At 53.3% G+C, this 26,358-nt stretch carries 23 protein-coding genes; 16 read left to right on the forward strand and 7 right to left on the reverse strand.

From position 1 onward, the window contains the following. Window positions 1-118 precede the first annotated feature (118 nt). Complete coding sequence (locus QQK89_RS21785; protein ID WP_284240771.1) at window positions 119-2,089, forward strand: GTP-binding protein; 1,971 nt, start codon at window positions 119-121, stop codon at window positions 2,087-2,089. Window positions 2,090-2,137: 48 nt separating this feature from the next. Here QQK89_RS21785 and QQK89_RS21790 read toward each other — a convergent pair whose 3' ends face one another. Continuing rightward, the gene (locus QQK89_RS21790) at window positions 2,138-3,178 is read right to left on the reverse strand and encodes a YeiH family protein (protein WP_284240772.1); all 1,041 of its coding nucleotides are present in this window, start codon (window positions 3,176-3,178) and stop codon (window positions 2,138-2,140) included. 121 nt (window positions 3,179-3,299) lie between these two features. Here QQK89_RS21790 and QQK89_RS21795 point away from each other — a divergent pair, with 121 nt between their 5' ends. Next, complete coding sequence (locus QQK89_RS21795; protein WP_284240773.1) at window positions 3,300-4,196, forward strand: LysR family transcriptional regulator; 897 nt, start codon at window positions 3,300-3,302, stop codon at window positions 4,194-4,196. Window positions 4,197-4,433: 237 nt separating this feature from the next. On the opposite strand, the gene QQK89_RS21800 is transcribed toward QQK89_RS21795, so the two are convergent. Next, window positions 4,434-5,408 carry an aldo/keto reductase gene (locus QQK89_RS21800; RefSeq protein WP_284240846.1) on the reverse strand — a complete coding sequence of 325 codons (975 nt, stop codon included), beginning with the start codon at window positions 5,406-5,408 and terminating at the stop codon, window positions 4,434-4,436. A 220-nt stretch (window positions 5,409-5,628) separates the two neighbouring features. Between QQK89_RS21800 and QQK89_RS21805 the strand changes: the two genes are divergently transcribed. Next, window positions 5,629-6,042, forward strand: a complete 414-nt coding sequence (locus QQK89_RS21805) for a glycosyltransferase (protein ID WP_284240774.1) — start codon at window positions 5,629-5,631, stop codon at window positions 6,040-6,042. A 3-nt stretch (window positions 6,043-6,045) separates the two neighbouring features. Here the strand turns inward: QQK89_RS21805 and dapA are convergent, their stop codons facing one another. Next, a complete protein-coding gene (dapA, locus tag QQK89_RS21810; RefSeq protein WP_284240775.1) occupies window positions 6,046-6,918 on the reverse strand; it encodes a 4-hydroxy-tetrahydrodipicolinate synthase in 873 nt (290 codons plus the stop codon). A 129-nt stretch (window positions 6,919-7,047) separates the two neighbouring features. On the opposite strand from dapA, the gene QQK89_RS21815 reads away from it, so the two are divergent. After that, window positions 7,048-7,926, forward strand: coding sequence for a LysR family transcriptional regulator (locus tag QQK89_RS21815; protein WP_284240776.1), 879 nt, complete (start codon window positions 7,048-7,050; stop codon window positions 7,924-7,926). A 49-nt stretch (window positions 7,927-7,975) separates the two neighbouring features. Here QQK89_RS21815 and QQK89_RS21820 read toward each other — a convergent pair whose 3' ends face one another. Next, a complete protein-coding gene (locus QQK89_RS21820) occupies window positions 7,976-10,069 on the reverse strand; it encodes a multicopper oxidase family protein (RefSeq protein WP_284240777.1) in 2,094 nt (697 codons plus the stop codon). A 587-nt stretch (window positions 10,070-10,656) separates the two neighbouring features. Here QQK89_RS21820 and yidC point away from each other — a divergent pair. Beyond that, on the forward strand, window positions 10,657-11,481 hold the full coding sequence (yidC, locus tag QQK89_RS21825) for a membrane protein insertase YidC (RefSeq protein ID WP_284240778.1): 825 nt from the start codon (window positions 10,657-10,659) through the stop codon (window positions 11,479-11,481). A gap of 122 nt (window positions 11,482-11,603) precedes the next feature. Here yidC and QQK89_RS21830 read toward each other — a convergent pair whose 3' ends face one another. Next, window positions 11,604-11,780: a hypothetical protein gene (locus QQK89_RS21830; RefSeq protein WP_284240779.1), complete on the reverse strand. Its 177-nt coding sequence runs from the start codon at window positions 11,778-11,780 to the stop codon at window positions 11,604-11,606. A 116-nt stretch (window positions 11,781-11,896) separates the two neighbouring features. Here QQK89_RS21830 and QQK89_RS21835 point away from each other — a divergent pair, with 116 nt between their 5' ends. From QQK89_RS21835 to QQK89_RS21855, 5 genes are all read left to right on the forward strand, one after another. Next, a complete protein-coding gene (locus tag QQK89_RS21835) occupies window positions 11,897-12,595 on the forward strand; it encodes a pirin family protein (protein ID WP_284240780.1) in 699 nt (232 codons plus the stop codon). A gap of 185 nt (window positions 12,596-12,780) precedes the next feature. Further along, window positions 12,781-13,116, forward strand: a complete 336-nt coding sequence (locus tag QQK89_RS21840) for a hypothetical protein (protein WP_284240781.1) — start codon at window positions 12,781-12,783, stop codon at window positions 13,114-13,116. 110 nt (window positions 13,117-13,226) lie between these two features. Beyond that, window positions 13,227-13,685: a DUF2269 family protein gene (locus QQK89_RS21845; protein WP_284240782.1), complete on the forward strand. Its 459-nt coding sequence runs from the start codon at window positions 13,227-13,229 to the stop codon at window positions 13,683-13,685. Between the two features lie 168 nt (window positions 13,686-13,853). Beyond that, complete coding sequence (locus QQK89_RS21850) at window positions 13,854-14,084, forward strand: cold-shock protein (RefSeq protein ID WP_284240783.1); 231 nt, start codon at window positions 13,854-13,856, stop codon at window positions 14,082-14,084. A 118-nt stretch (window positions 14,085-14,202) separates the two neighbouring features. Continuing rightward, window positions 14,203-15,420 carry a multidrug effflux MFS transporter gene (locus QQK89_RS21855; RefSeq protein ID WP_284240784.1) on the forward strand — a complete coding sequence of 406 codons (1,218 nt, stop codon included), beginning with the start codon at window positions 14,203-14,205 and terminating at the stop codon, window positions 15,418-15,420. Window positions 15,421-15,548: 128 nt separating this feature from the next. On the opposite strand, the gene QQK89_RS21860 is transcribed toward QQK89_RS21855, so the two are convergent. Together QQK89_RS21860 and QQK89_RS21865 are read right to left on the reverse strand one after the other, a co-directional pair. Then, entirely contained in the window at window positions 15,549-16,607 is a 1,059-nt protein-coding gene (locus QQK89_RS21860; protein WP_284240785.1) for an anthranilate phosphoribosyltransferase, read from the reverse strand. 12 nt (window positions 16,608-16,619) lie between these two features. After that, window positions 16,620-17,201, reverse strand: coding sequence for an ANTAR domain-containing response regulator (locus QQK89_RS21865; RefSeq protein ID WP_284240786.1), 582 nt, complete (start codon window positions 17,199-17,201; stop codon window positions 16,620-16,622). A gap of 342 nt (window positions 17,202-17,543) precedes the next feature. Here QQK89_RS21865 and nirB point away from each other — a divergent pair, with 342 nt between their 5' ends. The 6 genes from nirB (at window position 17,544) to QQK89_RS21895 (ending at window position 26,346) form a co-directional block, all read left to right on the forward strand. Then, window positions 17,544-19,985 carry a nitrite reductase large subunit NirB gene (gene nirB, locus QQK89_RS21870; protein WP_284240787.1) on the forward strand — a complete coding sequence of 814 codons (2,442 nt, stop codon included), beginning with the start codon at window positions 17,544-17,546 and terminating at the stop codon, window positions 19,983-19,985. A 14-nt stretch (window positions 19,986-19,999) separates the two neighbouring features. Continuing rightward, a complete protein-coding gene (gene nirD / locus QQK89_RS21875; protein ID WP_284240788.1) occupies window positions 20,000-20,314 on the forward strand; it encodes a nitrite reductase small subunit NirD in 315 nt (104 codons plus the stop codon). 203 nt (window positions 20,315-20,517) lie between these two features. Then, entirely contained in the window at window positions 20,518-21,381 is an 864-nt protein-coding gene (locus tag QQK89_RS21880; RefSeq protein ID WP_284240789.1) for a formate/nitrite transporter family protein, read from the forward strand. Further along, window positions 21,381-22,157 carry a uroporphyrinogen-III C-methyltransferase gene (cobA, locus tag QQK89_RS21885; RefSeq protein ID WP_284240790.1) on the forward strand — a complete coding sequence of 259 codons (777 nt, stop codon included), beginning with the start codon at window positions 21,381-21,383 and terminating at the stop codon, window positions 22,155-22,157. Before QQK89_RS21880 ends, cobA begins: the two co-directional genes overlap by 1 nt. A gap of 393 nt (window positions 22,158-22,550) precedes the next feature. Continuing rightward, entirely contained in the window at window positions 22,551-24,299 is a 1,749-nt protein-coding gene (locus tag QQK89_RS21890) for an ABC transporter ATP-binding protein (protein ID WP_284240791.1), read from the forward strand. Window positions 24,300-24,321: 22 nt separating this feature from the next. Beyond that, complete coding sequence (locus QQK89_RS21895) at window positions 24,322-26,346, forward strand: ABC transporter ATP-binding protein (protein WP_284240792.1); 2,025 nt, start codon at window positions 24,322-24,324, stop codon at window positions 26,344-26,346. Window positions 26,347-26,358 lie beyond the last annotated feature (12 nt).

A 26,358-nucleotide genomic window follows, 5' to 3' on the forward strand; every position in this document is an offset into this window, starting at 1 on the left:
GTCGCCTGCGGAAGAGCCTATTTTCATATTGTCCAACCGGGCCCGTTGCGTTAGTCTGTAGGAAAGGAACAAGGACATCAGGCCGCTTAGTCGCGGCAAGAATGGGAGAACCGGAGCGATGACAGGCAAAGATATCGTTAGGCGGCGCAACGTAGGCATCTTCGCGCATGTGGATGCGGGGAAAACAACAACGACGGAACATATGCTGTTCGTAAGCGGGCGGACTCGCGCGCTTGGCAGCGTAGACGCGGGAACGGCAATGACGGATTCGCTTGAGGTGGAGAAGGAGCGGGGCATTTCGGTGCGCGCGGCAACAACCTCTTTCAGCTGGCGGGATACAAACATCAACTTGGTGGATACGCCGGGACATGTCGATTTCTTGTCGGAGGTCGAACGTTCGCTTCGGGTCATGGACGGCGCCGTGTTGATTGTATCCGCTGTTGAAGGCGTGCAGGCGCAGACGGAAATGATCTGGAGCGCGCTTCGCAAGCTGCGAATTCCAACGATTATTTATATCAATAAGATGGACCGCATTGGCGCTGACAAGGAAGCGGTCTTGCGCGATATACGCAGCTATCTGACGCCGGACTTGATCGAGGTGCAACACCCGGTCGGAAGCGAGCAGCAGTTCGCGGGCGCTGTAGATTTGTGGGGAGCAGATGCCGCCGAGGGTGATAGGACCGCGCTTGTGGAAGCGATTGCGGAACGGGATGAGCAGCTGCTGCAGCGATATATAAGCGGCGAAGCCGAGGATTGGAAAAGTCATGCGGCGAGCATGGCGAAGCGGGCAGAGTTGTTCCCGGTGATGTACGGCGCATCGGGCAAGGGAATAGGCGTAACGCAGCTGATGGATGCGGTCATCGATTATTTGCCCGAACCGGGCGGCAATGCGCAAGCCCCTTTGTCAGGCATCGTGTTTAAGATCGAACGCGACAAGACGATGGGACGAATGGCTTTTGTTAGGCTGTATGAAGGGACGATGCGCAACCGCGACGTGATTCGGAACCATATGCAGAACATTGAAGAAAAGGTAACGCAAATCCGCAAGGTGGAAGGCAACCGTTCGGAGGATCTTGGTTTGCTGGAAGCCGGCGATATCGCGGCCGTATGCGGCATGTCGCATGTGAGGATCAGCGATATTATCGGCGATCCGGATGCCGTGCCGGAAGAGGTGCGGCTTGCGGTACCGCTGCTTACGGTGCAAGCGCATTGGGCAGAGCAGCAGCAATATCCGGCGGTCGTCGCGGCGCTGCAAGAGCTGTCGGATGAGGATCCGCTGCTGGACGTGCAGTGGCTGCAGGACGAACGGGAACTGCATGTGAAAGTAATGGGACCGATCCAGCTCGAGATTCTGACCACCGTATTGGAGAACCGGTACGGCTTGCAGGTGAAGTTCGGTCAGCCTTCGGTTATTTACAAGGAGACGCTAAGCCAGCCTGGCGAGGGCTATATTGCTTATTTGATGCCAAAGCCATGTTGGGCGATATTGCGTTTCCGCATGGAGCCGGGCGAGCGGGGAAGCGGGCTGCAATATGAAGCGTTCGTCCGCTCGGAGGATCTGCTGCCCCAATACCAGAACGAAGTGGCAAGGCGCGTTCCGGAGGCGCTGCAGCAAGGGCTGAAAGGCTGGGAGGTCGTTGATCTCAAGGTCACGCTCGTTGAAGGCCAGCATCATGTGTGGCATACGCATCCGCTTGATTTTGTAATCGCGACGCCAATGGCGATTATGAACGGACTTGCTTCGGTAGGCACAAAGCTGCTTGAACCCGTATTAAACTTCCGGATCGTTGTGCCGGAAGAAAGCGGCGGCCGCGTCATGAATGATATTGTTCTCATGCGCGGGACGTTTGAGGCGCCAATGCTGCAAGGCGACCGGCTCGTTATCGAAGGGCGCGTGCCGGCGGCAACGTCGCTTGAGTACTCGATGGAGCTGAACTCGCTGACGAAGGGACGCGGCACGATGGCGACGTTTTTCGCCGGTTACGAGGAATGCCCCGCGGATGTATCGGCGGAACGGACGCGACGCGGTGTTAATCCGCTGGATCAGTCCAAATATATATTAAGCGCGCGCAAGGCGCTGCAAGGATAAGAAGAAGCTGATCGTTCCCCGTATTTAGGAGGAGCGGTCAGCTTTTTTTCAGTAGATATAGAAGATCAGCAGGTAGGTCATAACCGAGAGCAGGACGGTAGCGGCTGCCATTGCGGCCAGAGGACGCAGGGCCTTGGCTCTTAAGGCGCGGAAATCAACATTTAAACCAAGTCCGACCATAGCCATCGTAAGCAGGAAAGAAGGGGCTTTGAGTAGTTGATCCATTGTGGGAGCAGGCAATTCGAGCGGCGTGCCTGGCGTCAGGCTGCCGAACAGGCTCATAGCCGCAAAGCCTAACAGAAACCAAGGGAAGGATACTGCCGTTCCCGGACCGCCTGCGCCTCTGCGCTTCATAATCAGCATGAGAATAAAGCTGACCGGAACAAGCAGCAGTACCCGGCTTAGCTTGGCGAGCAGGCCGGCATTCACGGCGTCTTGGCCTGCCGCGGCGGCAGCCAAAGGCACGTGGGCAATCTCATGGAGCGTCAGGCCGCTCCATATCCCGTATTGTTCCGCGCTAAGCGGAAGCAGCGGCTGCAGCAAGGTATAGCCGATAGCGGCGACCGTACCGATCAAGGCAATTAGACCGGCGCTAATCGCGGTGTCTTCTTCCCGTGCTTTCACGAGGGGCGATACGGCAGCGATGGCTGCCGCTCCGCAAATGCCGGTTCCGATCCCAAGCAGCAGCGACAGAGGGGCATCTGCTTTCAAGAGGCGAGCAATCCCAAGCGTCAGACCTAAGGCAACAATGATGGTAACCGCACCCTGGAGCAAGAGAGCAGGGCCTTGGTGAAGCAGCAGGTTGATGTTTAACCGTAGTCCGCATAGGATGATCGCTAGTCTTAACAGATATTTGGAGGCGAACCCAATGCCGGAACGGAGTTTTTCAGGATAACCAACAAATTGACGGGCAATAATGGTACCGGCAAGAGCGATCGCCATCTGGCCGATGCGGTCCAGTCCGGGCAGGCGGGCCAGTTCATAAGCGGCCGTTGCAATGGCGGCTGTTAGAAAGAGGCCGGCGAGCCATGGCAAGAGCGGGTAGTAACGGAGGAATCGTTTATTTTTAGGAATGGTTAGTATACTCATCTGTTATCACCTCGGCAGGTAAGTGGTTGATGAGTAAAGCATACGCCAGACTTTACGATAAGAAAAATAAATAGTTATAATCATTGTCATAATTATTAACTTATGATTGGGGCGAGTAGCTATGGATCAATCGTTGCTTGTTTTTATGACCGTTGCAGAGAAACATAATTTCACGCGCGCCGCCGAGGCGCTTCATATGACCCAGCCCGCGGTAAGCCAGCATATACAGGCGCTGGAGAACAGTATCGGAACCAAGCTGCTCGACAGGAGCAATAAGCACGTCCGGTTAAACAAGGCAGGCGAGATCGTCTATCGGCATGGCAAGGAGATTGAAGGTTTATATACGCGCATGCAGCGGCTGGTGGACGATCTGATGCATACCGCCAGCGGAACATTATCCATCGGTGCGAGCTATACGTTCGGCGAATATGTTCTGCCCCATGCCATCGCTTATTTGCAGCATCATTATCCGCTTATCAAACCAACGATCACGATTGGAAATACAAAAGAAATTAGTTCGCTTGTAGCCGGAGGGCAGCTCGATATCGGGATCGTTGAGGGCGCGCTTGAACATGACAAGCTGCACGCGGAATCGCTTGCCAGGGATCTTATGTATGTGGTGACATCGTCGTCGCATCGATTTGGCAAGGATGAGGATGTCAGCGCCGCAAGTTTGCGGCAGGAGACGTGGATAGTCCGTGAAGAAGGTTCGGGAACGCGGGAAGTAACGGAGCGGATGTTTCTGGAGCAGGGCTTGAATCCATCTTCCCGAATGGAGTTTGGCAGTACGCAGATTATCAAGGAGTCCGTTGAAGCGGGTCTTGGCATCTCACTCTTGTCCCATTGGGCAGTCCGCAAGGAAATATCGCTGGGGACCATCAGCAAGCTAACGATCGGCGGCAAGCCGGTTGAACGCGAATTTTCGTTGCTTACCCAGCACCATCAGCAGCATACGAAGGCAGCCGAGGTGTTCATCGGCATCTTGCGGAAGCGGAAAGGCTGGCCGGAGCAGGCGTGAAAAAAAGGCCGTCCCCACGCACTGCTTGCGGGAACGGCCTTTTCGTATAGTTGTTTTAACGAATCTTGGTAGTCTCATTCGTCCATTTGCAGCTGGTTCTGGATTCTAACGAATCCTTGTATCGCTATTTGTCCAATGTAACCGGTATAGCCGTTCAATAAGCGGCAATAACGTGTCTGTGTTTCGTTAGCAATTAGAGCTGCGGTTTTTTGAGGCTAATAAGCTTATGGGGTTTCGTTAAGGCAAGCGGTATACGGCAAACGGCTCGCCGTTTCGGAACGGTCGGCTTAACGTATCCAGCTCGCCCAGAGCCTCGGCATCAAGCGCAAGTTCAACGCTGCCCAGATTATGCTCCAGCTGATCGGAATGGCTAGCGCCTACGATGACGGTGGCAACGGCTGGCTGCTTCATCAGCCATGCAAGGGAGAGCACGCTCGCGGAGCAGCCCAGCTTGTCTGCCAGCTCGCTAACTTGATGGCCTAGCGCCAGGTTGCTGCCTGCGAAGAAGCGGGTGAAGCCCGGGTTGGTCGCGGCGCGCGAACCTTCCGGCGCGGCTTCCCCGGCGCGGTATTTGCCCGTCAGTATTCCGCCTGCCAGCGGGAAGTAAGGAATAATGCCAACGCCTTGATCCAGGCATAGCGGCACTAGCTCCCGTTCGGGCGTCCGGTCGGCAAGCGAATAGCTTGTTTGAGTCGAGACGAAGCGGTTCAGGCCTAGGCGGTCGCTAATGCCAAGAGCTTTCATAAGCTCCCATGCCGCATAATTTGACGCGCCGATATAACGGACTTTGCCGGAGCTCACCATATCTTCAAGCGCCCGCAGCGTTTCTTCCAGCGGGGTCTCCGGATCAAAGGTATGGATTTGGTACAAGTCGACATAATCGGTCTTCAACCGTTTCAGACTGCCCTCGAGCTCCAGCATCAGATGATAACGGGAAGAACCTTTGTCGTTAGGGCCATCCCCTCTTGGCAAGCCCGCTTTGGTAGCGAGCACAACCTCATGGCGTCTGCCTTCAAGGGCTGTTCCAATGATGGATTCCGAAGCCGTGCCGGAATAAATATTGGCCGTATCGATAAAGTTGATGCCGCGGTCGATCGCCGTATGCAGAATACGCGCTGAAGCTGCTTCGTCTGCCCGCGAACCGAAGGAGTTTGTCCCAAGTCCAAGCGAGGACACCTTCAGCCCGCTGCCTCCCAGCCGGTTATACAACATTGCCATGCTAATCCCTCCGTATAAGCTTTTTTTCATGGTTCCTTCGTTGCAGTTAGTATAGCAAAACACGCGGACCGGGGGCTATATGCGAATCAGGCATTCCGTGCTATATTTGACATAAATGTTAAGCGCTTACCTATACTAAATTAAGGGAGATTTAAGCTGCGTCAATTATAATGGCAGTATGGAGCACATTTTTGTTTCGAAGGGGATGGGGAAAATGACACGTCAGCCTGTTGCCTACTCGATTATCGTTCCGGTATGTAATGACGAGGAAGTGTTGTTTGGCGCCTATAAGCGCCTGAAGCATATTATGAAACCTACCGCCGCCAGTTATGAATTTATATTTGTAGATAATCATAGTACAGACCGTTCTGCCGATATGCTTCGCGTGTTTTGCGCGGCGGATGTTCGGGTTAGAGTCATCTATTTATCCGGCCGCTGCGGCCATGCTGCCGCCATTGCGGCAGGCATTGACCATGCGGTTGGCAATGGAGTTGCCGTTATGGAGTTAAAGCCGATAGACCGAAAAGCCAATATGGACGAGCTGGGGAGCAAGCAGCCTAGTTACAAAATCCGGTCAATGGAAGGTTTTACGCATTCTCCGCTATGGGATATGATCCCGTCTGCCTAATGGCTAGATCCACGATGCCAACTGCTCCCGTAGCTCATTGGAGATTGGAGTGAGCGGGAGACGGAGTTCATCCGATTGGATGCGGCCTTGCCGGGCCAGCAGCCATTTGAGCGGTGCAGGATTAGACTCTTGGAACAACAAGCGGATTAGAGGCAGCAACGCGCCGAAAGACCTTCGGCTAGCTTCAAGTTGCCCTTGCCCGAACTGCTCATATATTTCGATAAACGAAGAGGTCCGAATATTAGCGGAGGCAAGCATGCCGCCGGCTGCGCCGGTGCTGAGCATGGCATGGAAATAGGCATCTTCCCCGCATAAGACAGGCTTGTGGCTGCCGCTCCGGGCAAGCTCCGTCATCAGGTCGATTCCGCCTGAGCTGTCTTTTAGACCGATTACGCCGTCGATCTCCAGTATGGTTCGTACCGTATCCGGCGCTAGTCGTATTCCCGTACGCGAAGGAACCTCGTAAGCAATAATGGGGAGGCCGGTACGGGCTGCTTGTTTGTAATGCGCAATTATGCCTTCCTGTGAAGGACGGCTGTAATAAGGAACAACGACAAGCGCCGCGTCCGCGCCATGCTCGCCGGCGAATGCCGTTTTGCGTACGGTGGATGCCGTATCGTTTGTTCCGGTACCTACGATAACGGGCCGCTCAGCTTTGCGGCAGACGGATTTGGCTGCTGTAGTAAGGGCCGCTAATTCATCTAAAGTCACCGTGGGGGATTCGCCGGTTGTACCGTTAACGACAATGCCGCTCACGCCATCCTCAAGCAATTTCCCCAAATAAGGTTCCCATGAAGCCAAATCCAAATCTCCGCTTTCCAGCAGCGGGGTAACCACAGGCACAAAAATCCCTTTCAAATCTTGCTCATTCAGCATATTGCAACGCCTCCCGTATGGTTGTGCGATCTCTGTCTTTACTGTAGCATGCCTGAAGTATTACAGTTATCTATAGTTATTCATGCTTATCATCAATAATTTTCATAATCGAAAGGTTGGAGCCAGATTATGGAGTTAGTTTATTTACAGACCTTCTGCGAAGTGGCGAGAAAACGGAGTATTACGCGGGCGGCGGAAGAGCTTGGTTATGCGCAATCCAGCGTTACGATTCAAATTCAGAAGCTGGAAAAAGAGTATGGCGCACCGCTTCTGGAGCGGTACGGCAGGCAAATGCGGCTAACGCCGCCAGGCGAGAAGCTGTTTGCGTTAGCCGTTCAAATGCTCGAGCTGTACGGGCAGTCGAAGGAGTTGGTTGCGGGTTATGCGGGAGGCACGCTAGTCATCGGGGCTATTGATTCGCTTGCGGCGTATTTCCTTCCGCCGTATTTGCAGCGGTTGCGTCAGCTTTTTCCGGAATTGACCATTCAGCTTCAGCCGGACCGCGAATCGCAGATCATCAGCAAAGTGAAAGACGGCGAATACGATATCGGACTGCTGCTTGATGCCAAGCCGGCGGATGCAGCGCTTAATTGCCAGACGCTTCGGGAAGAGCCGCTGCTGCTCGTTGCGCCAGTTGATCACCCGTTATGCGGGCATTCGCAGATTGATCTTCATGATCTGAACGGAATGGAGCTTATTATGTCGGAGGAAAGCTGCGTATACCGGGGCATGTTCGAGAAGGTGCTGAAGGAGAATGGAATTGCTTATACCGCATTGTTCGAACTTGGCAATCCGGAAGCAGTGAAGCAATGCGCTCTTAACGGGCTTGGCCTTGCGCTGCTGCCCCAAATGGTCGTGGCGGAAGATATCCGGAAGGGGCTGCTGCGCGCGTTGCCGTTTGTCCATCCGGAAATTCGCTTTGATCTTCAATATTTGATTCATCCGCGCAAATGGATGTCGCAGCCGCTTGCTTCGTTTGTCCGGCTGCTAGGCGGCGAAATGCAATAACAAAAGACGCGGAGCAGCTCCCGGAAGAAGCTGCGCGCGTCTTTGCTTATTATTCCGGATGGTTACTCGTTGCCGTCCCGACGGTATAAGGCGACGTAATGCCTTCGTACATCAGATGCATGGTCATGCCGGATGCCGCATGGGCGAGATTGTGACAGTGGTCCATCCATAGGCCGGGATTATCCGCTACGAAAGCTACCTCGTACACTTCACCCGGAGCGGTATCCAGCGTATCCGTCCACCAAGGGCTGCCGGTAACGGGTTCGCCGTTGCGGGATAACACAAGCATATGATGACCGTGAAGATGCATCGGATGGTCAACGGCGCCCCGGTTTACGATCGTTGTCTTTACAAGTTCGCCTTCGCGTACCATAAACATCGGCGTATTCGGGAATACTTCGCCGTTAATGGTGTAGTTCAACGCCAGCTTGCCGTTGAAGAAGCCGAGTTGATTATCCAGCACCATCGTAAACTCCCGGTCAAAATGGCTGTTTGCATCAAATGGCGTGGAGGTTGGCGTTCCGTAATGGGTCGGATCAAATACCGGCAGGTTAGGCGCATGTTTGGGCAGTTCGCCATTGCCGTCAGGGCTCATGACGATGCCAAGCTTGCCGCCTTGCCCGACGTTTAGAGTTACCGGCGTGTCCGGCATCGTAAAGGTCACGTCATACCGGCCGCCCGTAATAAGATCGAGGCTGACCTTATTCAGATTGCCGGGCTCATGCAGCTCCGTCCCGTCAATGGCCGCCACTTGGAACGTTGTTCCGAGGAGCTTGTAGGTTTGCCGGATCCAATCGTCGGTATTCGCAAGTCGGAGCCGTACCGGCGTTCCGGGCTCAATCTTTATATGCTGGATACCGTCGTTATCGCCAATGGCAATTCCATGGTTATCCCATAAGTGGGTCATGACCGTGATGTCCTTTACATCCGCGGGCATCCCTTCTTCGGGCTCTACGACAAGCGAGCCGAACAGCCCTTTTTCCACCGCTTCCCGCGAATCCTGGTGGGAGTGGTACCAGAAGCTGCCGACCTGTTCGGCGACGAACCGGTACGTATGCGTTTCGCCGGGCATAACGGCGTTCTGCGTAGCGCCGGCTACGCCGTCCTCGGCGTTGGGAACGTCAAGACCGTGCCAATGCAGCGTAACGCCTTCTTCGATATCTTTATTCGCAAGCTTGACCTCGACCAGCTGCCCTTTCTTGAACCGGAGCTCCGGTCCGGGAATTTGACCATTATAGGTCCATGCTTCTACGGCTCGCCCCGATGCAAGCTTGACGGTCTTCTTCTCGGCGGTCAGCGTATAAGATACATCGGGTTTGCCTTCGGCTGGACCTGTCAGACTGTCAACGGAGATCTCCTTCACGGGCTCTGCCGAAGCGGTAACGGCTTCGCTATGATTATGATGGGCAAGTGACATGCCGCTGCCGTTATCCATCGGCCCTTCCGCCATGGAGACCGTCTCCGGCAGGCGGCTCGCCTTAAGAGCGCTATAGAACGGGACGCTTCCGAGGGCTATTGCGACGACAAGAACAGCTAACCGCCGCATTAACCGCATGAACGGACGATTGGCCGGCGCCTTGCCGTCTAGACTAATTCTGGAACTGCGGTTAAGATGGGACAGCCACAGCGCCATGCCGGCGATGAGGAGCAAGATAAGCGGTATGGCTCCATTCCATATATCAAACGGCACGGTTGTCGTAAAAGTCCAGTACATGCCCGTTAAAGCGCCTAGCGCAACGAATTGATAAGGGGCGATGATAGCCGGTTGCGATGCGCGGACAAGCAGCCTGAGATCAAGCGGCGAGTTGGTCTTCCGTCCGGTAGCTTGCCGGATTTTGCGGAGGCGGGGAACGGAAACCGTCCAGATCATAACCGTCGGTACGATAAGCAACGGCGGAATGAGCAGACGATCCCGCCAGAATATAGAGTCGGTTATGGCCATCAGCCACGCTATTCCGCCAACAACGCCGGCGCTGGATAAGGTTAACACTACCGCCCAGGTCATTAATTTTCGCGCTTTACGGTTCAAATTCGCTTCTGTACTGCTGAAGAGCAGCAGGGATGCCTTGTTGCCGGCGATCCAGGCGAGCAGCAGGGTGAGAAGCAGAAAACCCCTCGCCGCGCTAATAGCTGCAAAATACATATAATTACATTCCTCCGTCCCGGCCGTTGCCGCGGAAAATAGTTCATCGGATTCCAAGAAGCCTAGGAGGTCAACCTGTCTCCAATGTGATAATATAGTCATAGTTATTGTAGCGCGGCATGATAGCCGCCTTAACCGTCTATAGAACGGACTGAAACTAGACTTTAGGCCGGGAGAAGAAACGTTTGCCGGTTAATTAGCGTAATAGAGAGCCTAATGCTTGCGAAGTAAGAACGGTGCCAATTGGCGTAGCCAATGAAAGGCGCAATTCTTTGAAGGAGGTGAAATGCATTGTTGGAATTACAGGATTTAATCCCATACTTTTTCTCGATCAGCATCTTATGTTCACTCGCTTATGTAGCGTATTTCGCCCATCAGAGCGCGGATGCGGAATTTAGCACCGTATTGAAGCGGTTTGTGTGGGAGCCGGTCGTTCCCGTTGTGGTTATGATTAGCCGCTTTGAGCGGATTCAGCACTGGCTCGCCAGAAGGATAAAAAGAAAAGAAGCGCCGGATGGTGATTCAGCCGATTGTCTTCACTCGTTTGTGAATAATGCCAAGCATGCACACAAAACGAGGAGGCCAATATGGGCACACACACAAACAATGCATTCACCGCATTTACTAAAAAATATAGAATTCTAGCAGCAATCGCGATTCTGGTTATCGTCAGCGGCTGCGGCGCGCAAGGAACGATTGATTCCGATACGCCGGGCTTTTTCAATCATTACGTCGTGTTTCCGTTCTCCTATCTGATTCAGCACATTGCGTCTTTCTTTGGCGGTAGCTACGGCATTGCCGTTATTATTATGACGTTGCTCGTGCGGATCGTGCTCCTGCCGCTGATGCTTCGCCAATATAAAGGCCAGCAGGGCATGAAGCAGAAGATGAGCCTTATTCAGCCGGAGCTGAACAAGATCAAAGAGAAATACAAAGAAAAAACGCCTGAAAATCAAGCCAAGCTGCAAAAAGAAACGATGGAACTCTACAGCAAGCATCAGTTCAATCCGATGGCGATTGGCTGCTTGCCGATGCTGATTCAAATGCCGATTTTGACCGGGCTGTATTATGCGATCAAAATGACGCCGGAGCTTGCTCAGCACTCGTTCCTCTGGTTCCAGTTAGGAACTCCGGATCACGTATTGCCTTTCCTGGCCGCCGCTATTTATTATGTGCAGTTCCGCGTATCGCAGATTGGCGTAGACGCTGCCCAGAAGAAACAGATGGCTGTGATGGGGCTTCTCTCGCCGGTTATGATGGGGATCTTCTCCTTCAGCGCGCCGGCTGCCGTACCGCTGTATTGGGTTGTCGGGGGCGTCTTTATGATTGTTCAGACGTTGGTATCCAAACGGCTCTATCCTACGCTGCCCGCAACTCCGGTAGCGGATACGCCCGCTGTTCCAGCGAAATAAGAAGAGGACGCATCGCCTGTCGCGGACAGGTCATGCGTCCTTTTTTTAAAGTATTTAGTGAACTATTCCCTGAAAGGGGTGTTTGCGGCATGCCCCAAAATGCTATACTTAAATAAGTGCCTTTAACGCGAACCGTCCGACGGTCCGCTTGGAGGCGGCGCTGTCCTGCTGTTTGTCGGATATCTCTCGATCAGCTTGCTTGTTAGATCCGGCAAGACGATGTTAGGCTCCTCCTCTGTAAATAAGCCGAATTTCGGATCGATATCTCTCTCTGTCACAAGATCTTCCTTGTTGTCCATCGCCCATTGCACCCCTTTTAATCAGCTTCTGCCGTTAGAATGCCCGATAACCTCTTTCACCATTACCCTTACATACAACTGAATAATTGATTTGAATAAAAGGAGGCGTATTGTTCATGATGAAACTTTTTCCGGCAACTGCACGCCATGCCGTCGACCTTGGATGGCTGCGTAGTGCGCAAAGCTTTTCGTTTGGCGAGTATTTCGATCCGGAGAACTCGAGTTTTGGCGTCATGCGCGTGCTTAACGATGACGTTATTGCGCCGGGACGCGGCTTTGGCGCCCATCCTCACAGCGAGATGGAGATTGTAACCATTCCGATTACGGGCCGGCTGAAGCACGAGGATAATCTCGGCAACGCGGAAGTAACGGCCGCTGGCGAGATTCAGCGCATGTCTGCCGGCACCGGCATTATTCACGCCGAATATAACGATTCCGATACGGAAGAGGGCAGTTTTCTGCAGATGTGGTTTATGCCGAAGGAGAGAGGTGTTGCGCCTTCTTACGAGATGTCCCGCTATGACGATGCGAAGCTTCAGAATGCGCTGGTGCCGGTTGTAACGCCCGATGGGGCTGACGGTACGGCCAGCATCAATCAGGACATGACCATTTATTTGGGCCGCCTGCAGCAGGGCAGACGGATTCTCTTCAACCAGAAGACGGGCCGCCGCGCGTTTATTATGGTGTTGGAAGGCGAGCTTAACCTGAACGGTATGGCACTTGGTCCCAAAGATTCGGTTCGAGCTGAATTCGAGCCTGACTATATACTATCCGCCGAAGTTCCGGCGTTTGTTATGCTGATCGATCTGCCTTAGATTGTATCAGGTCACTGTGTGGCAATTCTTTAAGCGAATGCTTACGAAATAAGAATCACCACGATTGACCTGTATCAGGTCACAATGTGGCAATTCTTTAAGCGAATGCTTACGAAGTAAGAATTGCTACTTATGGCAATGTATTGCCAAATCAAAATAGCAATTCTTTTTAGGAGGAAACACCAATGAAAGAAACCTTATTAATCAAACACGCCGTTGGAGGAAGGACTTTCGTGGACTCGTCCAAACAGGCGGTGCCTTATCAGGTTGCGCATGAGGAAGGGCAGTGGCGGTTCACCGTAGTTACGCCGCGGGATCCCGGAATCGATGAGATTCTGGCTTGGAAGCAGGAGTTGAACGTGTTTGTTTTTCGAAGCTATACCGATGGCAGTCCTATGTTAAAGATCTGGTACTCGGTCTTGCCGGATACGGTTAATTACGTGGCGGCGGAGGAAAAGCTGACGTTTGCGGCGGGCTCCTGCATTGAATATGTACCCGATGAATACGGATATAAGCTGTAGACAAACCGTGTTGAAAATATAGATTAATTTGGAAAAATATTGATTTACTATACCTTTAGTCCCTAGTACAATAGACATGGTTGGGATTGACTGGGGAGGAGGTAAAGTCAATGTTGAGCTGGTACAGTCTTGTGTTATTTATCCATATCCTCGCAGCCGTGATGGGTCTTGGCACGGCGTTTGGATTCCCGCTGCTCGCCAGAAGCGCCAAAAACGCTACGCAGGCGAAGTTTACGCTGGAGCTACTGAAGAATATGGAGATTATGCCGAAGGTCGGTAGCATTACCCTTCTTCTGACCGGAATAATTCTAGCTATTCAGGAGCCGGATCTCTTTACGACAGGCTGGTACATCGCATCAATCGTTCTTTATTTGCTCGCGCAAGTGATTGTCATTGGCATGTTCCCGAAGTTCGCCAATGCGCAAATGGCCGTGCTTGAGAATCATCGTACGGAAGATATTCCTTCCGAATTCCGCGTGATCGGAAAAAAAAGCCTGCAATGGGAGCTTGTCACTCATTTCCTCGCGTTTTTGCTTATTTTGCTTATGGTGTTTAAGCCGACCTTCTAACCTTACGTACATACATCAAGCTTTTTCGCTTCCTGCCGGAGGCGGAGGAGCTTTTTTTGGTTGCATCTCCCGATAATTTGCATGTATGAAATTCGTAGGATTAGACACGCTAAAGTGACGGGGTTGATGAAGACCGTACCAATTGACCGAGCAGAAGGAGGAGTGCCCATGTACAGTCGGAAGAAGATTCAAGAAGACATTCCGGAAGTCGTTACAAAAATCTGGTCTTGCACAAGCGAGGATTGCAATGGCTGGATGCGCGCTAATTTCTCGTTTGACCACACACCGTCCTGCGTGTTGTGTCAATCTCCAATGACGAGCGGGGAACGGATGTTGCCGCTGCTTGTGAATATGAATGACCAAGTGAAATTGAGTGCTGTCGTCACTACGGCTGAGTAGTCGGCGGTTATGGGAGGGCGCCTGAGGAGGCGCCTTCTTTTTGCGTTCTTGACAGGACTCTCGATCCTCATTAGAATGGGTGCGATAAAACGGTACGTTAGTTTGGAGTGTATGGCTAATGGCAAAAGGTATGGATCCCTCGCCGGCTGCAGCCCCAAGGTCCGTCTTGTGGATGGCCTTGCTTCTAGGATCGCTGTCCGCGTTTGCGCCTCTCTCGATCGATATGTATTTGCCGGCTTTGCCGGAATTGGCGGGCGATTTCGGGGCGGGGACATCGATGTCCCAGCTTAGCTTGACGGCATGTTTGCTTGGCATTTCCCTGGGGCAGTTGTTTATTGGCCCGATCAGCGACGTCAGGGGACGGAAGAAGCCTTTGTTAATTGGACTTATTGTTTATATAGCGGCTTCTATTCTGTGCGTGGCGGCGCCGTCCATCGAAACCTTTATTGTGCTTCGGTTTGTTCAAGGCTTTGGCGGCGCGGCGGGTATTGTCATCTCGCGCGCGGTCGTTCGGGATTTGTTCGAAGGAGCGGGAATGACGAAGTTTTTCTCGATGTTAATGCTGGTGAACGGGGTTGCGCCCATTGCGGCTCCAATCGCCGGAGGGCAAATTCTGAAATGGACGGAATGGCGCGGCGTGTTTATTGTGTTAACCGTTATAGGCGCCGTGATGTTTGTGGCAGTGTGGCTCGGGATGAAGGAATCGCTCCGGGAGGACAACCGCTCGCAGGGCGGTCTTGGCAACATGTTGCGCAAGTTTGGCGGTTTGCTGAAGGACCGCGTATTTATGGGGTATGCGCTAACGCAAGGTTTTGTGGTGGCTGCGATGTTCGCTTATATTTCCGGTTCGCCGTTTGTCATTCAGAACTTGTTTGGCGTTTCTCCGCAAGGCTACAGCTTATGTTTTGCCATCAACGGGCTTGGCATTATCGCGGCCAGCCAGACGGCAGGGCGACTCGCGGGCAAGGTTAGCGCAAGGGCTTTGCTAGCTACGGGTCTTAGCCTCGCGTTTGCGGGCGGACTTGTGCTTCTGCTCTCGATTTTGGCTGGCTGGGGACTTTTTGCGGTGCTGGTTCCGTTATTTTTCGTCGTGTCCAGCGTCGGGATCGTGCAGACGGCCAGCTTTTCGCTTGCGATGCAGAATCAGCAGCAAGCGGCGGGCAGTGCCTCGGCGCTGCTAGGTTTGTTATCGTTTGTGTTTGGCGCCTGCATGGCGCCGCTTGTTGGACTTGGCGGCAGCGATGCGGCCTTGCCGATGGGGATTGTAATAGCCGCCGCGGAGACGGCAGCGGTGCTTAGTTACGTCCTGCTAGTGCGGCGTGCAAGGTTGCGCTAATGAGATGCTTGTCCGTCGATGATCTAACTCGGTGGTCCAGCAGCGCGTTCAACAAAAAGAGCGATGACTCGGCGGGTTCAGCCGGGCAATCGCTCTTTTTTTATTGAATGGAAGAGGTTGATGTTACCTTACTTAACGCCGCCGATCGGCGCCGGCGTTTCTTCGCCGAGCAAGCTGCTGCGCCATGTCTTATAACGTTCCCAGGCGACGCCGCTGTCGAGCAGCGCTTTGCATTGATACAACGCTTCTTCGACCGATTCGGCGCGGTCCGCGAGGCGAAGTCGGACCGCGGCATTCAGCAGAACCTGATTCACATAACCGATATGCGCGTTTCCTTGCAGCACCGCTTCGGCCGTCTCGATCTGCTCTGCGGCGGTCCATTCGGTTTTCTCGGGCAGGATCGCTTCCAGGCCAAACGTTTCCGGATCAATGACATGCAGCCGTGCTTCGCCGTTCTCCACGATATACGTACGGGTCGGACGGTCGATGAACAGATCCTCCGAGCCTTCCGTCCCTTGGACGATAAGGGCGCGGCGGTATTGCAAATCGGTGAGCAGCTTGCTCATCCGGTCAAAGACGGTATTGTGGAAGACGCCAAAAGCCAGGTAAGGCGAATGGGAGAAATCAATGAGTTTCTCCGCCGTATTCAAAACCGTACGCATGCCAAGCTCTTCCCGGATACCCCGGAGTTCCTTAAGAGGGGGACACCATTCCTCCGTATCGACAAAGAGTACCCCGGTTGCGGCAGCTATGGGGATTACCCGTTCGCGCGCCAGCTGCGGCTTGCTAATTCCTATCTCGGCGAGCATATCAAGCAGCGTAACGCCCCATTTGGGCGGCAACGACTTCGCGCCGTGCAGCGTAACCGGCAAGCCGGCAGAGGCCAGCAGGAAAGCTGTCGCAAACGAAGCGAAGAAGCTTTTTACCCGACCGTCGTATGGTCCTGCGCAGTCCAATCCTTCGAGAATAGGCGCGCGGTAGGCGCTCTTGCGGCATACATTTACGAATGCTTCCAGCTCCTCGACGCTCTCCATCTTAATCCGTTCGGCAATAAAAAAGGCGCCCATTTGGGCAGGGGTTGCTTTCCGGTTCATGATCCAGTCAGCCGCTTCCAGCGCTTCTTCGTAGGTCAAATCTCTAGCGCCTCTTTTACCGCGGCCGACTTCTTTTAATAGTTTTGTAAACATCGTCAGCACCCCTTATTTCTGCTCTTGCAGCAGCTGATAAACTTTCACGATGGACATCGCGACATCAACGATCCGTTTCCGCTCGTTCATGGCCTGCTTGCGCAGCAGATCATAAGCTTCCGCTTCGGATACCTGTTTTATTTTACATAGAATCCCCTTGGCCATGTCAATCCATTTCCGCTCTTCAAGCCGCGCTTCCAGCTGTTTCCGTTCGTTTTGCCACTGTTGCCGTTCAAAGCAGGTTTTCGAGCCGAAATGCAGCGCCCAATGCAGCTGCTGCTCGCTCATCGATGGCGTTAGAATGCCGTCAACCGGCAGATCATCCTCGCAAAAGGCGGCGGACAGGGCTGCCGTGTCCGCGCTGCACCACCATAACATAGGCACTCTCTTGCGCTGGAGAAGCCTATTGCCCCAAGCCTTCACTTCGCCAAGCGGCAGATGAAGCACAACGGCATCGGCTTTGACCAGATGGGTTTTGGCCGTTTCATCCGAACTGGCATATAAGACGGAATAGCCGTACGCCTCCAACATTTGCTCCAGCGACTGTATTTCAGCTTTCTCCCCGGGATTGTCGATTACTAACAGAGAACGCATGTCATCCTCCTCTTCCCCTACGAACAAAATATCATTTGTTATTATATATAACATGGGAACTGTGAAACTGTCGATATGCACAAATGTTCAATTTTAATGTTAAGTATGTTGACATGAAGATCATGCCATTGTATAGTTACGTTAACATCCACTAGTTTTTATGGGACTAATTGAAAATCTTTCATGAATACAATGGCGTATTCATCTGAAGCGGCAATGAAGCCTGACTTCGTATTTTGCGGGACAACACACGTGTGTGCCTCGCGAAATCCGGAGTCGGGCTTTTTCTATTTATCAGCGGGATCTAGAGCTAGAGAGAGTGGAGTCGAGAGGAGAATGACAATGGCGGATCGGAAGAAATTAGTGCTGGTTGGCAACGGAATGGCGGGGGTAAGGGCGATCGAACATTTGATCAAGCTTGCGCCGGATGCCTATAGCATTACGATATTCGGAGCGGAGCCTTATCCGAACTATAACCGGATTATGTTGTCCTCGGTGCTTGCGGGCGGTACGGACATGAAGGATATCGTCATTAACGACTGGGATTGGTATACGGACAATCATATACAGCTGCATGCCGGCCACGCGGTGACGAAGATTGATACGAAGCGGAAAAAAGTCTACTCCCAGCAAGGGGTGGAAGCGGATTACGACGTGCTGGTCATCGCGACCGGTTCCAATCCGTTTATGCTGCCGCTGCCGGGCGCAAACAAAGAAGGGGTCATCGGGTTCCGCGATATCCGCGATACCGAAATCATGCAGGAAACCTCCCAGAAGTATAAGAAAGCGGCCGTCATCGGCGGTGGCCTGCTTGGACTCGAAGCGGCGCGCGGATTGCTTAACTTGGGGATGGACGTTCATGTCGTTCATATTAACTCGATTCTGATGAACCGTGAGCTCGATGAGCCGGCCGCACGCATGCTGCAGCGCGAACTTGAAGCGCAAGGAATGAAGTTCCTGCTTAACAAACAATCCGCTTCCATTACCGGCAGACGCCGCGTCAAGGCTTTGGAGTTCGCAGACGGCAGCGAAGTGGAAGCCGATCTTATCGTGATGGCGGTGGGGATCCGACCGAACGTCGAATTAGCCAAAGCATCGGGTATCGAAGTCAACCGCGGGATTGTAGTAGACGACTTTATGCGGACGAATGTACCGGATGTGTACGCGGTTGGCGAATGCGCCGAACATCGGGGCAGAGCATACGGTCTAGTAGCTCCGCTATACGAGCAAGGCGCCGTACTGGCGAAACTTCTGGCCGGCGTCGAGACGGAAGGCTACCAAGGCTCCGTTACTTCGACCAAGCTGAAAGTATCCGGCGTGGACGTATTCTCGGCAGGTCAATTTAATGAAGGCCCGGGCACAAGAGCTTTGCGCATGCAGGATGATCTGTCCGGTACGTATAAAAAAATCGTGTTCAAAGACGGCAAGCTGGTAGGAGCCGTACTGTTTGGCGATACGGCGGACGGTCCCGAGCTATTCTCGATTATGAAAAAAGGCGAGTCGGTTGAAGGGAGAGAGAAGGAACTGCTGCTTGGTTTCTCGCCGGCGGCGGGAGGCAGCGGCTCTTCGGTCTCGGACCGCTTGGCCGCGATGGCTGACGATGAAATCGTCTGCGGCTGTAACGGCGTATCAAAAGGCGCAATTGCCGATGCCGTGCAAAATAAAGGCTGCAATACGTTAGCGAGCATAAAAGGCTGCACGAAAGCTTCAGCGTCCTGCGGCGGATGTAAATCGCAGGTCGAAGGACTTCTGAAGCTGTACGCGGGCGATGCCGCGGGCGTTCCCGCGAAAGAAGGCATCTGCGGCTGCACCGATCATTCCCGCGACGAGATCGTGGCGGCGATTAAGGAAATGCGCCTGATGACCGTCAAGGAAGTCATGAACGTGATGCATTGGAAAAACGAAGAAGGCTGCTCGAAATGCCGCCCGTCGCTTAACTACTATCTTGGCATGTTGTGGCCGGGGGAATACGAGGATCAGAAGGAATCGCGCTTTACGAACGAACGTTATCACGCCAACATCCAGAAGGACGGCACCTATTCGGTTGTTCCCCGCGTATACGGCGGCGTTACGACGCCGGCCGACCTGATCAAGATCGCTACCGTCGCGGAGAAATACGACGTTCCGATGGTGAAGTTCACCGGCGGCCAACGGCTTGACCTGCTCGGGATCAAGAAAGAAGATTTGCCGAAGATTTGGGAGGAGCTCGATATGCCTTCCGGCCACGCATACGGCAAGACGCTTCGTACCGTCAAGACTTGCGTAGGCAACACCTTCTGCCGGTTTGGCACGCAAGATGCGATCGGCATGGGCATCCGGATGGAGAAAGCGTTCGAGAGAATGACTGCCCCGGCGAAAGTAAAGCTTGCCGTATCCGGCTGCCCGCGCAACTGCGCGGAAGCAACGATTAAGGACTTTGGCGTTGTGGCGATCGACGGCGGCTGGGAGCTTCATGTCGGCGGCAACGGCGGCGTGCATGTACGGGCGACGGAGTTGCTCTGCATCGTGAAGACGGAAGACGAAGTGATGGAGTGGTCTTCCGCTTTCCTGCAATACTACCGCGAGAATGCGACATGGAACGAACGTACGGCGCAATGGATTGAGCGCGTAGGGCTCGATCATGTGAAGAAAGCTCTGGAGAATCGGGAGGACCGTATGGCTCTGGTGGAGCGCCTCGAGACCACGCTTAGCCATACCAAAGATCCGTGGAAAGAAATTGTAGAGAACAAAGAGCTGCGCAAAAACTTCGAGCAATTATCCGCTCCGCAGCCAGTGCAAGGATAGGGGGAGCTGAATGTATGGTGACAAAGGTGCTTGTGGCAAAAATATCGGATATCGACGTATTAGGCTCTCGTACGCTGCAGATCGACAATACGGACATTGCCATTTTTCGCTTGTCGGACGGCAGCATCAAGGCAGTCGAGAACAAATGCCCGCATAAAGGCGGCAGGCTTTCGGAGGGGATGGTATGCGGCACGGCCGTACACTGTCCGCTGCATGACTGGAAGATCGATTTGAGAAGCGGGCGGGTACAGGAACCGGATGAAGGCTGTATCAAAACCTTTGAGACGGAGCTAGATCCTGCCAGCGGCAACATCTATATCACCTTATAAAATAGAGAAAAAGCGGAGAGAAACAACGAGCGGAACGCTTTCGAAGAATGAGATTTATGCTTTCGAAGTATGAATCATCACGATAGCCCGCCCTCGGGCTATTGTGGTAATAATTCATTAGGTTATGCTTTCGAAGTATGAATCATCACGATAGCCCGCCTTCGGGCTATTACGGTGATCATTCATTTTAGGAGGAATCGAACATGGACTACGTAAAACCGGCTGAAGTACTGGAAACGATGGTCGAAGCGGGTACGGCCAAGACGGAGATGGGCGCATCGCAAATGCTGATGAGAGGATTTCTTGGCGGCGGCATCTTGGCTTTTGCCACAACGCTCGCTTATACGGCCACAACGCAAACGTCGCTTCCTCTCGCGGGAGCCGTCATATTCCCGATCGGTTTCGTCATCATCGTCCTGCTTGGGCTTGAGCTAGTAACCGGCAGCTTTGCTCTCATTCCTCTATCGGTATTCCAACGGACAACAACGCTGTCCCGCATGTTCGTAAATTACGTGCTGGTTATTATCGGCCACCTGATCGGCTGCGCCGTATATGCGGCTTTATACGGCATGGCGGTCACCAAGATGGGAACGGATATGGCGAATCCGCTTGCCCAAATGCTCATTCAAGTGAGTGAAACGAAGACGCTTGGTTATCAGAAAATGGGCTTTGACGGTATTATTCTCGTCTTCATCAAGGCTGTTTTGTGCAACTGGATGGTAACTTTGGGCGTTGTTATGGCGATGACCTCCAAATCGACATTGGGCAAAATCGTCGCAATGTGGCTGCCGATTCTAATGTTTTTCGAGCAAGGTTTTGAGCATGCGGTCGTGAATATGTTCGTAATCCCTGCCGGCATGATGCTTGGCGCGGACGTAACCGTGAGCGATTGGTGGATCTGGAACCAGATCCCGGTGCTTCTTGGCAACTTTGTAGGCGGCGCCTTGTTTACCGGCTTTATGTTCTACTGGTCGCATAACAAGAAGGCGGAAGGCGCCGAACATGCAAATTCCTCTGCGCAAATCCCGGCAAAACCGGCGCTTGCCGCCGAGAAAAGCGGTCTCTAATGCGGGCGGCGGCAGCGGGGAAGGTATACATTGTTGGAGCGGGTCCCGGTGATCCCGAGCTCATTACCGTGAAGGCAATGAGACGAATCGGGATGGCGGATATCGTTATGTACGACCGGCTCGTGAATGAAGAGCTGCTCGCTTACGCCCAGCCGGACGCGGAGCTTGTGTACTGCGGCAAAGCGCCTAACGCGCATGCGATGCCGCAAGAAGCGATAAATGCAGCGCTTGTTGCTTATGCGAAGCAAGGGAAAACGGTCGTTCGCCTGAAAGGCGGCGACCCTTTCGTCTTCGGGCGGGGCGGCGAAGAGGCGCTTGAGCTGGCGGAGCATGGCATCGAATGGGAGATCGTGCCGGGTATTACCTCGGCGATCGGCGCGGCGGCATCGGCAGCCATCCCGCTGACGCATCGCGGGAGAGCGGCTTCCTTCGCCTGCGTAACCGGCAACCGGTGTCACGGCGATCAGGAGCCGGTGCGTTGGGATTTGCTGGCGCATAGCGTAGATACGCTGGCGATCTATATGGGCGTCAGCCAGCTCGCGAATATCCGCGAGGAGCTGCTGAAGTCCGGCAAGGCGGCATCTACGCCGGTTGCCGTTATTGAGCGTGGCACAACAAGCCAGCAGCGCGTTATTACCGGGACGCTGGCTGATATTCATAAGCTGGCGTCTTCGCTCAAGGTAACGAACCCGGCCCTGATTATCGTCGGCGAAGTGGTCAAGGTTCGAGAGCAGCTTCTGCTTGCGGAGCGGCAGGCGGAAGCTTGGGTCATGTAATGCCCCTAGGCTCCGCATTGAAAAATAGGCGAAGATTTACAAAAATGCCGATTGACAGTTATTTCATCAGATGGTAAAGTGACAAATATCTTAAACATTTCGAAAGGAGGGTTACGGCATGAATCCAATTGTAGGCGTTCATCATCACAATCAACAACATACTAAATTTATGAACGTAATCCATCCGCGCATCAACTCTCTTTGATCTTTAGGGGTATCCCATAAAATCAAAGGCGCATGGTTACGCAACCGTAACCGTGCGCCTTTTTTGCTGCAGCAGGACTTTATGTGCCATCTGCTGCCCAAAGGAAGCGTATCGTAACTTACGGTGCGCTTCTTTTTTTGCGTAAGGAAAGATGCATGGATGGATACAGGAGGTGTCTAACTAGAATTATGTTTATCGTACTAAAGAAACTTCGATGGTTTTTTGCAATGAATTGGAAAAGATATACGCTTGCGTGCGTACTGCTGATTGTTACCGGCTTTCTTGACGTGATCCCGCCGTGGCTGATAGGGCATACGATTGACGGCATTCATCAAGGCAGCCTGGACAGCAAAGGCTTTATGCAGGTGGTGGCCGGCTGGATCGCCGTTACGGTTGTTGGCTATGCGATCACTTATGTGTGGCATTATAAATTGTTTGGCGGCGCCTTTGTCCTGGAGCGGCTGCTCCGCTCGCGGCTGATGCGCCACTTCCTCAAGATGTCGCCAACCTTCTATGAACGGAACCGGACGGGCGACCTGATGGCGCGTTCCACGAATGACCTGAATGCGGTGGCTACCACAGCGGGGTTCGGCATTCTTACGTTTATTGATTCGACCTTCTTCATGCTGACGATTCTTGGCATTATGGCGGCGCTGATCAGCGTGAAGCTGACGCTGGCGGCATTGCTGCCGCTGCCGTTCATCGCGCTTGCCATGAAACATTTTGGCGGCAAGATCCATGAGCGCTTCATGCAGTCGCAAGACGCGTTTGGCGAATTGAACGACCAAGTGCTGGAATCGGTATCCGGAGTGCGGGTGATCCGGGCTTTCGTTCAAGAGGAAGCGAATCAGGATCAATTCCGCAAGAAGACGGATGAAGTGTTCCAGAAAAATATCGCGGTAGCCAAAATCGATGCGCTCTTCGAGCCAACGATTAAAGTGCTCGTCGGCCTTAGTTATCTGATTGGTCTATGCTACGGCGGTTACCTGGTATTCCACAGCGAGATTACGCTTGGCGAGCTGGTCTCCTTCAACGTGTATCTCGGTATGCTGATCTGGCCGATGTTCGCGATCGGCGAGTTAATCAACATTATGCAGCGCGGCAATGCCTCGCTTGACCGGGTGGAAGAGACGCTTGGCTACAAGCCGGATGTGGAAGATGCGGATAGCACGATTGATGTGACCGCGCCGGCAACGATTGCTTTTGAACAGGTTACCTTCCGTTACCCTTCGTCGGTTGTCGATAACTTAAGCGATGTAACGATTCGACTGCGCCAAGGCCAAACGTTAGGAATCGTGGGCCGTACGGGCAGCGGCAAGACGACGCTGCTCAAGCAGCTGCTGAGAGAATATCCGGTTGGAGCGGGGAAAATCCATATTACCGGACAGCCGCTCGAGAAGCTTCCGATGGAACGGCTTCTTGGCTGGATCGGTTATGTGCCGCAGCAGCCGATACTGTTCTCGAAGACAATCCGCCAGAATATCATGTTTGGCAAGAAGAGCAACGCATCGGAAGAGGATCTGCAGCGTGCGCTGGCAAGAGCGTCGTTCGCCAAAGATATTCAGTTCCTGCCCGACGGGCTGGAAACGATGGTTGGCGAGAAAGGCGTAGCTCTCTCCGGCGGCCAGAAGCAACGGGTCAGCATTGCGCGCGCGCTTATAGCCGATCCGGACATTCTTATGCTGGATGACGCGTTGTCCGCGGTAGACGGACGGACGGAAGCCGAGATTATCGAAGGCATACGGACGGAACGCGCCGGCAAAACAACGCTTATTACGACGCACCGGTTGTCCGCGGTGCAGCATGCGGACCATATCGTCGTGCTTGACGATGGACGAATTGTGCAGCAGGGCAACCATGACCAGCTTGTGAAACAGGATGGCTGGTATAGAGAACAATATGAGCGGCAGCAGCTTGAGTCGCTTATTGAATCATAGGAAAGAGAGGCGTTTACGAACAATGGGTCAAACAGGTAAACGATTGTTTCAATACGCCATGCTTTATAAAAAACCGATTATCGGAGCGCTTGTCCTGCTTCTGCTCGCCGTGTGCGCGGAGCTGGCAGGGCCGTTTATCGCCAAGCGAATGATCGACCAGAACATTCTCGGCATCGAGAAAACCTGGTACGAGGTTCCGGCGAATGAACCTTACGCGGTCAATTATAAAGGGAAATGGTATAAACGCGAGGATCACTTCGCGGCCGGAGAGACGAGAGGGACGGAAGTGTACCTGCTCCAGTCCGGAAGAAAATTTTATTGGCATGAAGGCGCTCTTCCCGCGGTGGAAGGCGTGCGGAAGGTGACGGGCAGTCAAATGACCATCACGGATAAAGAAACCGGTAAGTCGGCGACGCTTCCGGTATCATTGATCTCGGCCAAGGATCTGTATCCGTTCTATAAGCCGGAAATTCCAAGCTTGATGAAGCTCGCCGGTCTGTACGTGGGCCTGCTGCTGCTAGGTGCCGTATTCACATACGGACAGCGGCTTTTGCTGCAAACGTCGGCGAACCGCATCGTCCGCCGCATGCGCAATGACGTATTTGCCCATACGCAGCGGCTTCCGGTCAACTATTACGATACGCTTGCCGCAGGGCAGGTCGTCTCCCGGATCACGAATGATACGGAAGCGATCCGCGAATTGTACGTTGCGGTACTGGCGAACTTTTTCTCGGCGATTGTGTACATGACGGCGATCTACGGGGCGTTGTTTCTGCTCGATGCGAAGCTTGCGCTATTCGCGTTGCCGCTCGTTCCGATTTTGCTGGTCTGGATTAAGCTGTACCGACGGTTCGCGGCCCGTTACAACCGGATTATCCGCTCCAAGCTAAGCGAGATTAACGCGATGATTAACGAATCGATCCAAGGCATGGCGATTATCCAGGCTTTCCGCCGTCAGAAGGAGACATACAAGGAATTCGACGAGCTGAACGAGACTTATTTTACGTATCAGAACAAGCTGCTCAGCCTCAACTCCATAACGTCGCATAACTTGGTTAACGTCGTTCGGAACATTATTTTCCTTGTAGTAATCTGGTTCTTCTGGGGCGACTGGTTTGGTGCCGCGATTGGAGTGGGCGTGCTGTACGCCTTTGTTGATCTGATGAACCGGATGTTCCAGCCGATTGTAGGCGTCGTGAACCAGTTGTCCAATCTGGAGACGGCAAGGGTATCCGCGGAGCGCGTATTTACGCTTATGGATCAACCGGGCACTCCGGTGGAACCGGGTACGATGGAACGTTATAAGGGCGAGGTGAAGTTCGATAACGTGTCGTTTGCCTACAAGAAGGATGAATATGTGCTTAAAAATATTTCCTTCAACGCTCGCCAAGGCCAGACCGTTGCGCTGGTTGGCCATACGGGCTCCGGCAAAAGCTCCATCATGAACCTTTTGTTCCGGTTCTACGACTCGAATGAGGGCAAAATTGTAATCGACGGCATGGATGTCCTGGATATTCCGAAGCAGCATTTGCGCCAGCATATGGGCATCGTCTTGCAGGATCCGTTCCTGTTCACCGGCACGATCGCGTCCAACATCAGCTTGAACAATCCGGCGATTAGCCGGGAGCAAGTCGAGCAAGCGCTCCGCGATGTTGGAGCGTACGACATGTTTGCTCAACTGCCTGGAGGCATTGACGCTGAAGTGATCGAGAAGGGCAGCACGTTGTCCGCCGGCCAGCGGCAGTTGATCTCGTTCGCAAGGGCGCTTGCCTATGATCCGGCGATTCTTATATTAGATGAAGCGACGGCAAGCATTGATACCGAGACGGAGGCGATTATTCAGAACGCGCTTGACGTGCTGAAGAAAGGCCGTACGACCTTTGTTATTGCGCACCGTTTGTCGACGATCCGCCAAGCGGATCAAATCCTGGTGCTGGACCGGGGCCGTATCGTTGAACGCGGCGACCATGACGAGCTGATGGAACATCGCGGCAAATATTATGCAATGTACCAGCTTCAGCAAGGTTCTGCCGTTACGGCATCCTAATATCGAATGAGA

Origin of the sequence: Paenibacillus glycanilyticus (assembly GCF_030161375.1) — a bacterium.
GTDB classification, from domain to species: domain Bacteria; phylum Bacillota; class Bacilli; order Paenibacillales; family Paenibacillaceae; genus Pristimantibacillus; species Pristimantibacillus glycanilyticus_B.

What these genes read in the sequence shown, in the direction of transcription:
- QQK89_RS21850 (WP_284240783.1), top strand. Translation starts at nt 13,854, where the DNA reads ATGTACAGTCGGAAGAAGATTCAAGAAGACATTCCGGAAGTCGTTACA.
- QQK89_RS21880 (WP_284240789.1), top strand. Translation starts at nt 20,518, where the DNA reads ATGGACTACGTAAAACCGGCTGAAGTACTGGAAACGATGGTCGAAGCG.
- QQK89_RS21785 (WP_284240771.1), top strand. Translation starts at nt 119, where the DNA reads ATGACAGGCAAAGATATCGTTAGGCGGCGCAACGTAGGCATCTTCGCG.
- yidC (WP_284240778.1), top strand. Translation starts at nt 10,657, where the DNA reads ATGGGCACACACACAAACAATGCATTCACCGCATTTACTAAAAAATAT.
- QQK89_RS21890 (WP_284240791.1), top strand. Translation starts at nt 22,551, where the DNA reads ATGTTTATCGTACTAAAGAAACTTCGATGGTTTTTTGCAATGAATTGG.
- QQK89_RS21805 (WP_284240774.1), top strand. Translation starts at nt 5,629, where the DNA reads ATGACACGTCAGCCTGTTGCCTACTCGATTATCGTTCCGGTATGTAAT.
- QQK89_RS21845 (WP_284240782.1), top strand. Translation starts at nt 13,227, where the DNA reads ATGTTGAGCTGGTACAGTCTTGTGTTATTTATCCATATCCTCGCAGCC.
- cobA (WP_284240790.1), top strand. Translation starts at nt 21,381, where the DNA reads ATGCGGGCGGCGGCAGCGGGGAAGGTATACATTGTTGGAGCGGGTCCC.
- QQK89_RS21795 (WP_284240773.1), top strand. Translation starts at nt 3,300, where the DNA reads ATGGATCAATCGTTGCTTGTTTTTATGACCGTTGCAGAGAAACATAAT.
- nirD (WP_284240788.1), top strand. Translation starts at nt 20,000, where the DNA reads ATGGTGACAAAGGTGCTTGTGGCAAAAATATCGGATATCGACGTATTA.
- dapA (WP_284240775.1), bottom strand. Translation starts at nt 6,918, where the DNA reads ATGCTGAATGAGCAAGATTTGAAAGGGATTTTTGTGCCTGTGGTTACC.
- QQK89_RS21860 (WP_284240785.1), bottom strand. Translation starts at nt 16,607, where the DNA reads ATGTTTACAAAACTATTAAAAGAAGTCGGCCGCGGTAAAAGAGGCGCT.
- QQK89_RS21790 (WP_284240772.1), bottom strand. Translation starts at nt 3,178, where the DNA reads ATGAGTATACTAACCATTCCTAAAAATAAACGATTCCTCCGTTACTAC.
- QQK89_RS21815 (WP_284240776.1), top strand. Translation starts at nt 7,048, where the DNA reads ATGGAGTTAGTTTATTTACAGACCTTCTGCGAAGTGGCGAGAAAACGG.
- QQK89_RS21840 (WP_284240781.1), top strand. Translation starts at nt 12,781, where the DNA reads ATGAAAGAAACCTTATTAATCAAACACGCCGTTGGAGGAAGGACTTTC.
- QQK89_RS21895 (WP_284240792.1), top strand. Translation starts at nt 24,322, where the DNA reads ATGGGTCAAACAGGTAAACGATTGTTTCAATACGCCATGCTTTATAAA.
- QQK89_RS21855 (WP_284240784.1), top strand. Translation starts at nt 14,203, where the DNA reads ATGGCAAAAGGTATGGATCCCTCGCCGGCTGCAGCCCCAAGGTCCGTC.
- QQK89_RS21820 (WP_284240777.1), bottom strand. Translation starts at nt 10,069, where the DNA reads ATGTATTTTGCAGCTATTAGCGCGGCGAGGGGTTTTCTGCTTCTCACC.
- nirB (WP_284240787.1), top strand. Translation starts at nt 17,544, where the DNA reads ATGGCGGATCGGAAGAAATTAGTGCTGGTTGGCAACGGAATGGCGGGG.
- QQK89_RS21830 (WP_284240779.1), bottom strand. Translation starts at nt 11,780, where the DNA reads ATGGACAACAAGGAAGATCTTGTGACAGAGAGAGATATCGATCCGAAA.
- QQK89_RS21835 (WP_284240780.1), top strand. Translation starts at nt 11,897, where the DNA reads ATGATGAAACTTTTTCCGGCAACTGCACGCCATGCCGTCGACCTTGGA.
- QQK89_RS21865 (WP_284240786.1), bottom strand. Translation starts at nt 17,201, where the DNA reads ATGCGTTCTCTGTTAGTAATCGACAATCCCGGGGAGAAAGCTGAAATA.
- QQK89_RS21800 (WP_284240846.1), bottom strand. Translation starts at nt 5,408, where the DNA reads ATGTTGTATAACCGGCTGGGAGGCAGCGGGCTGAAGGTGTCCTCGCTT.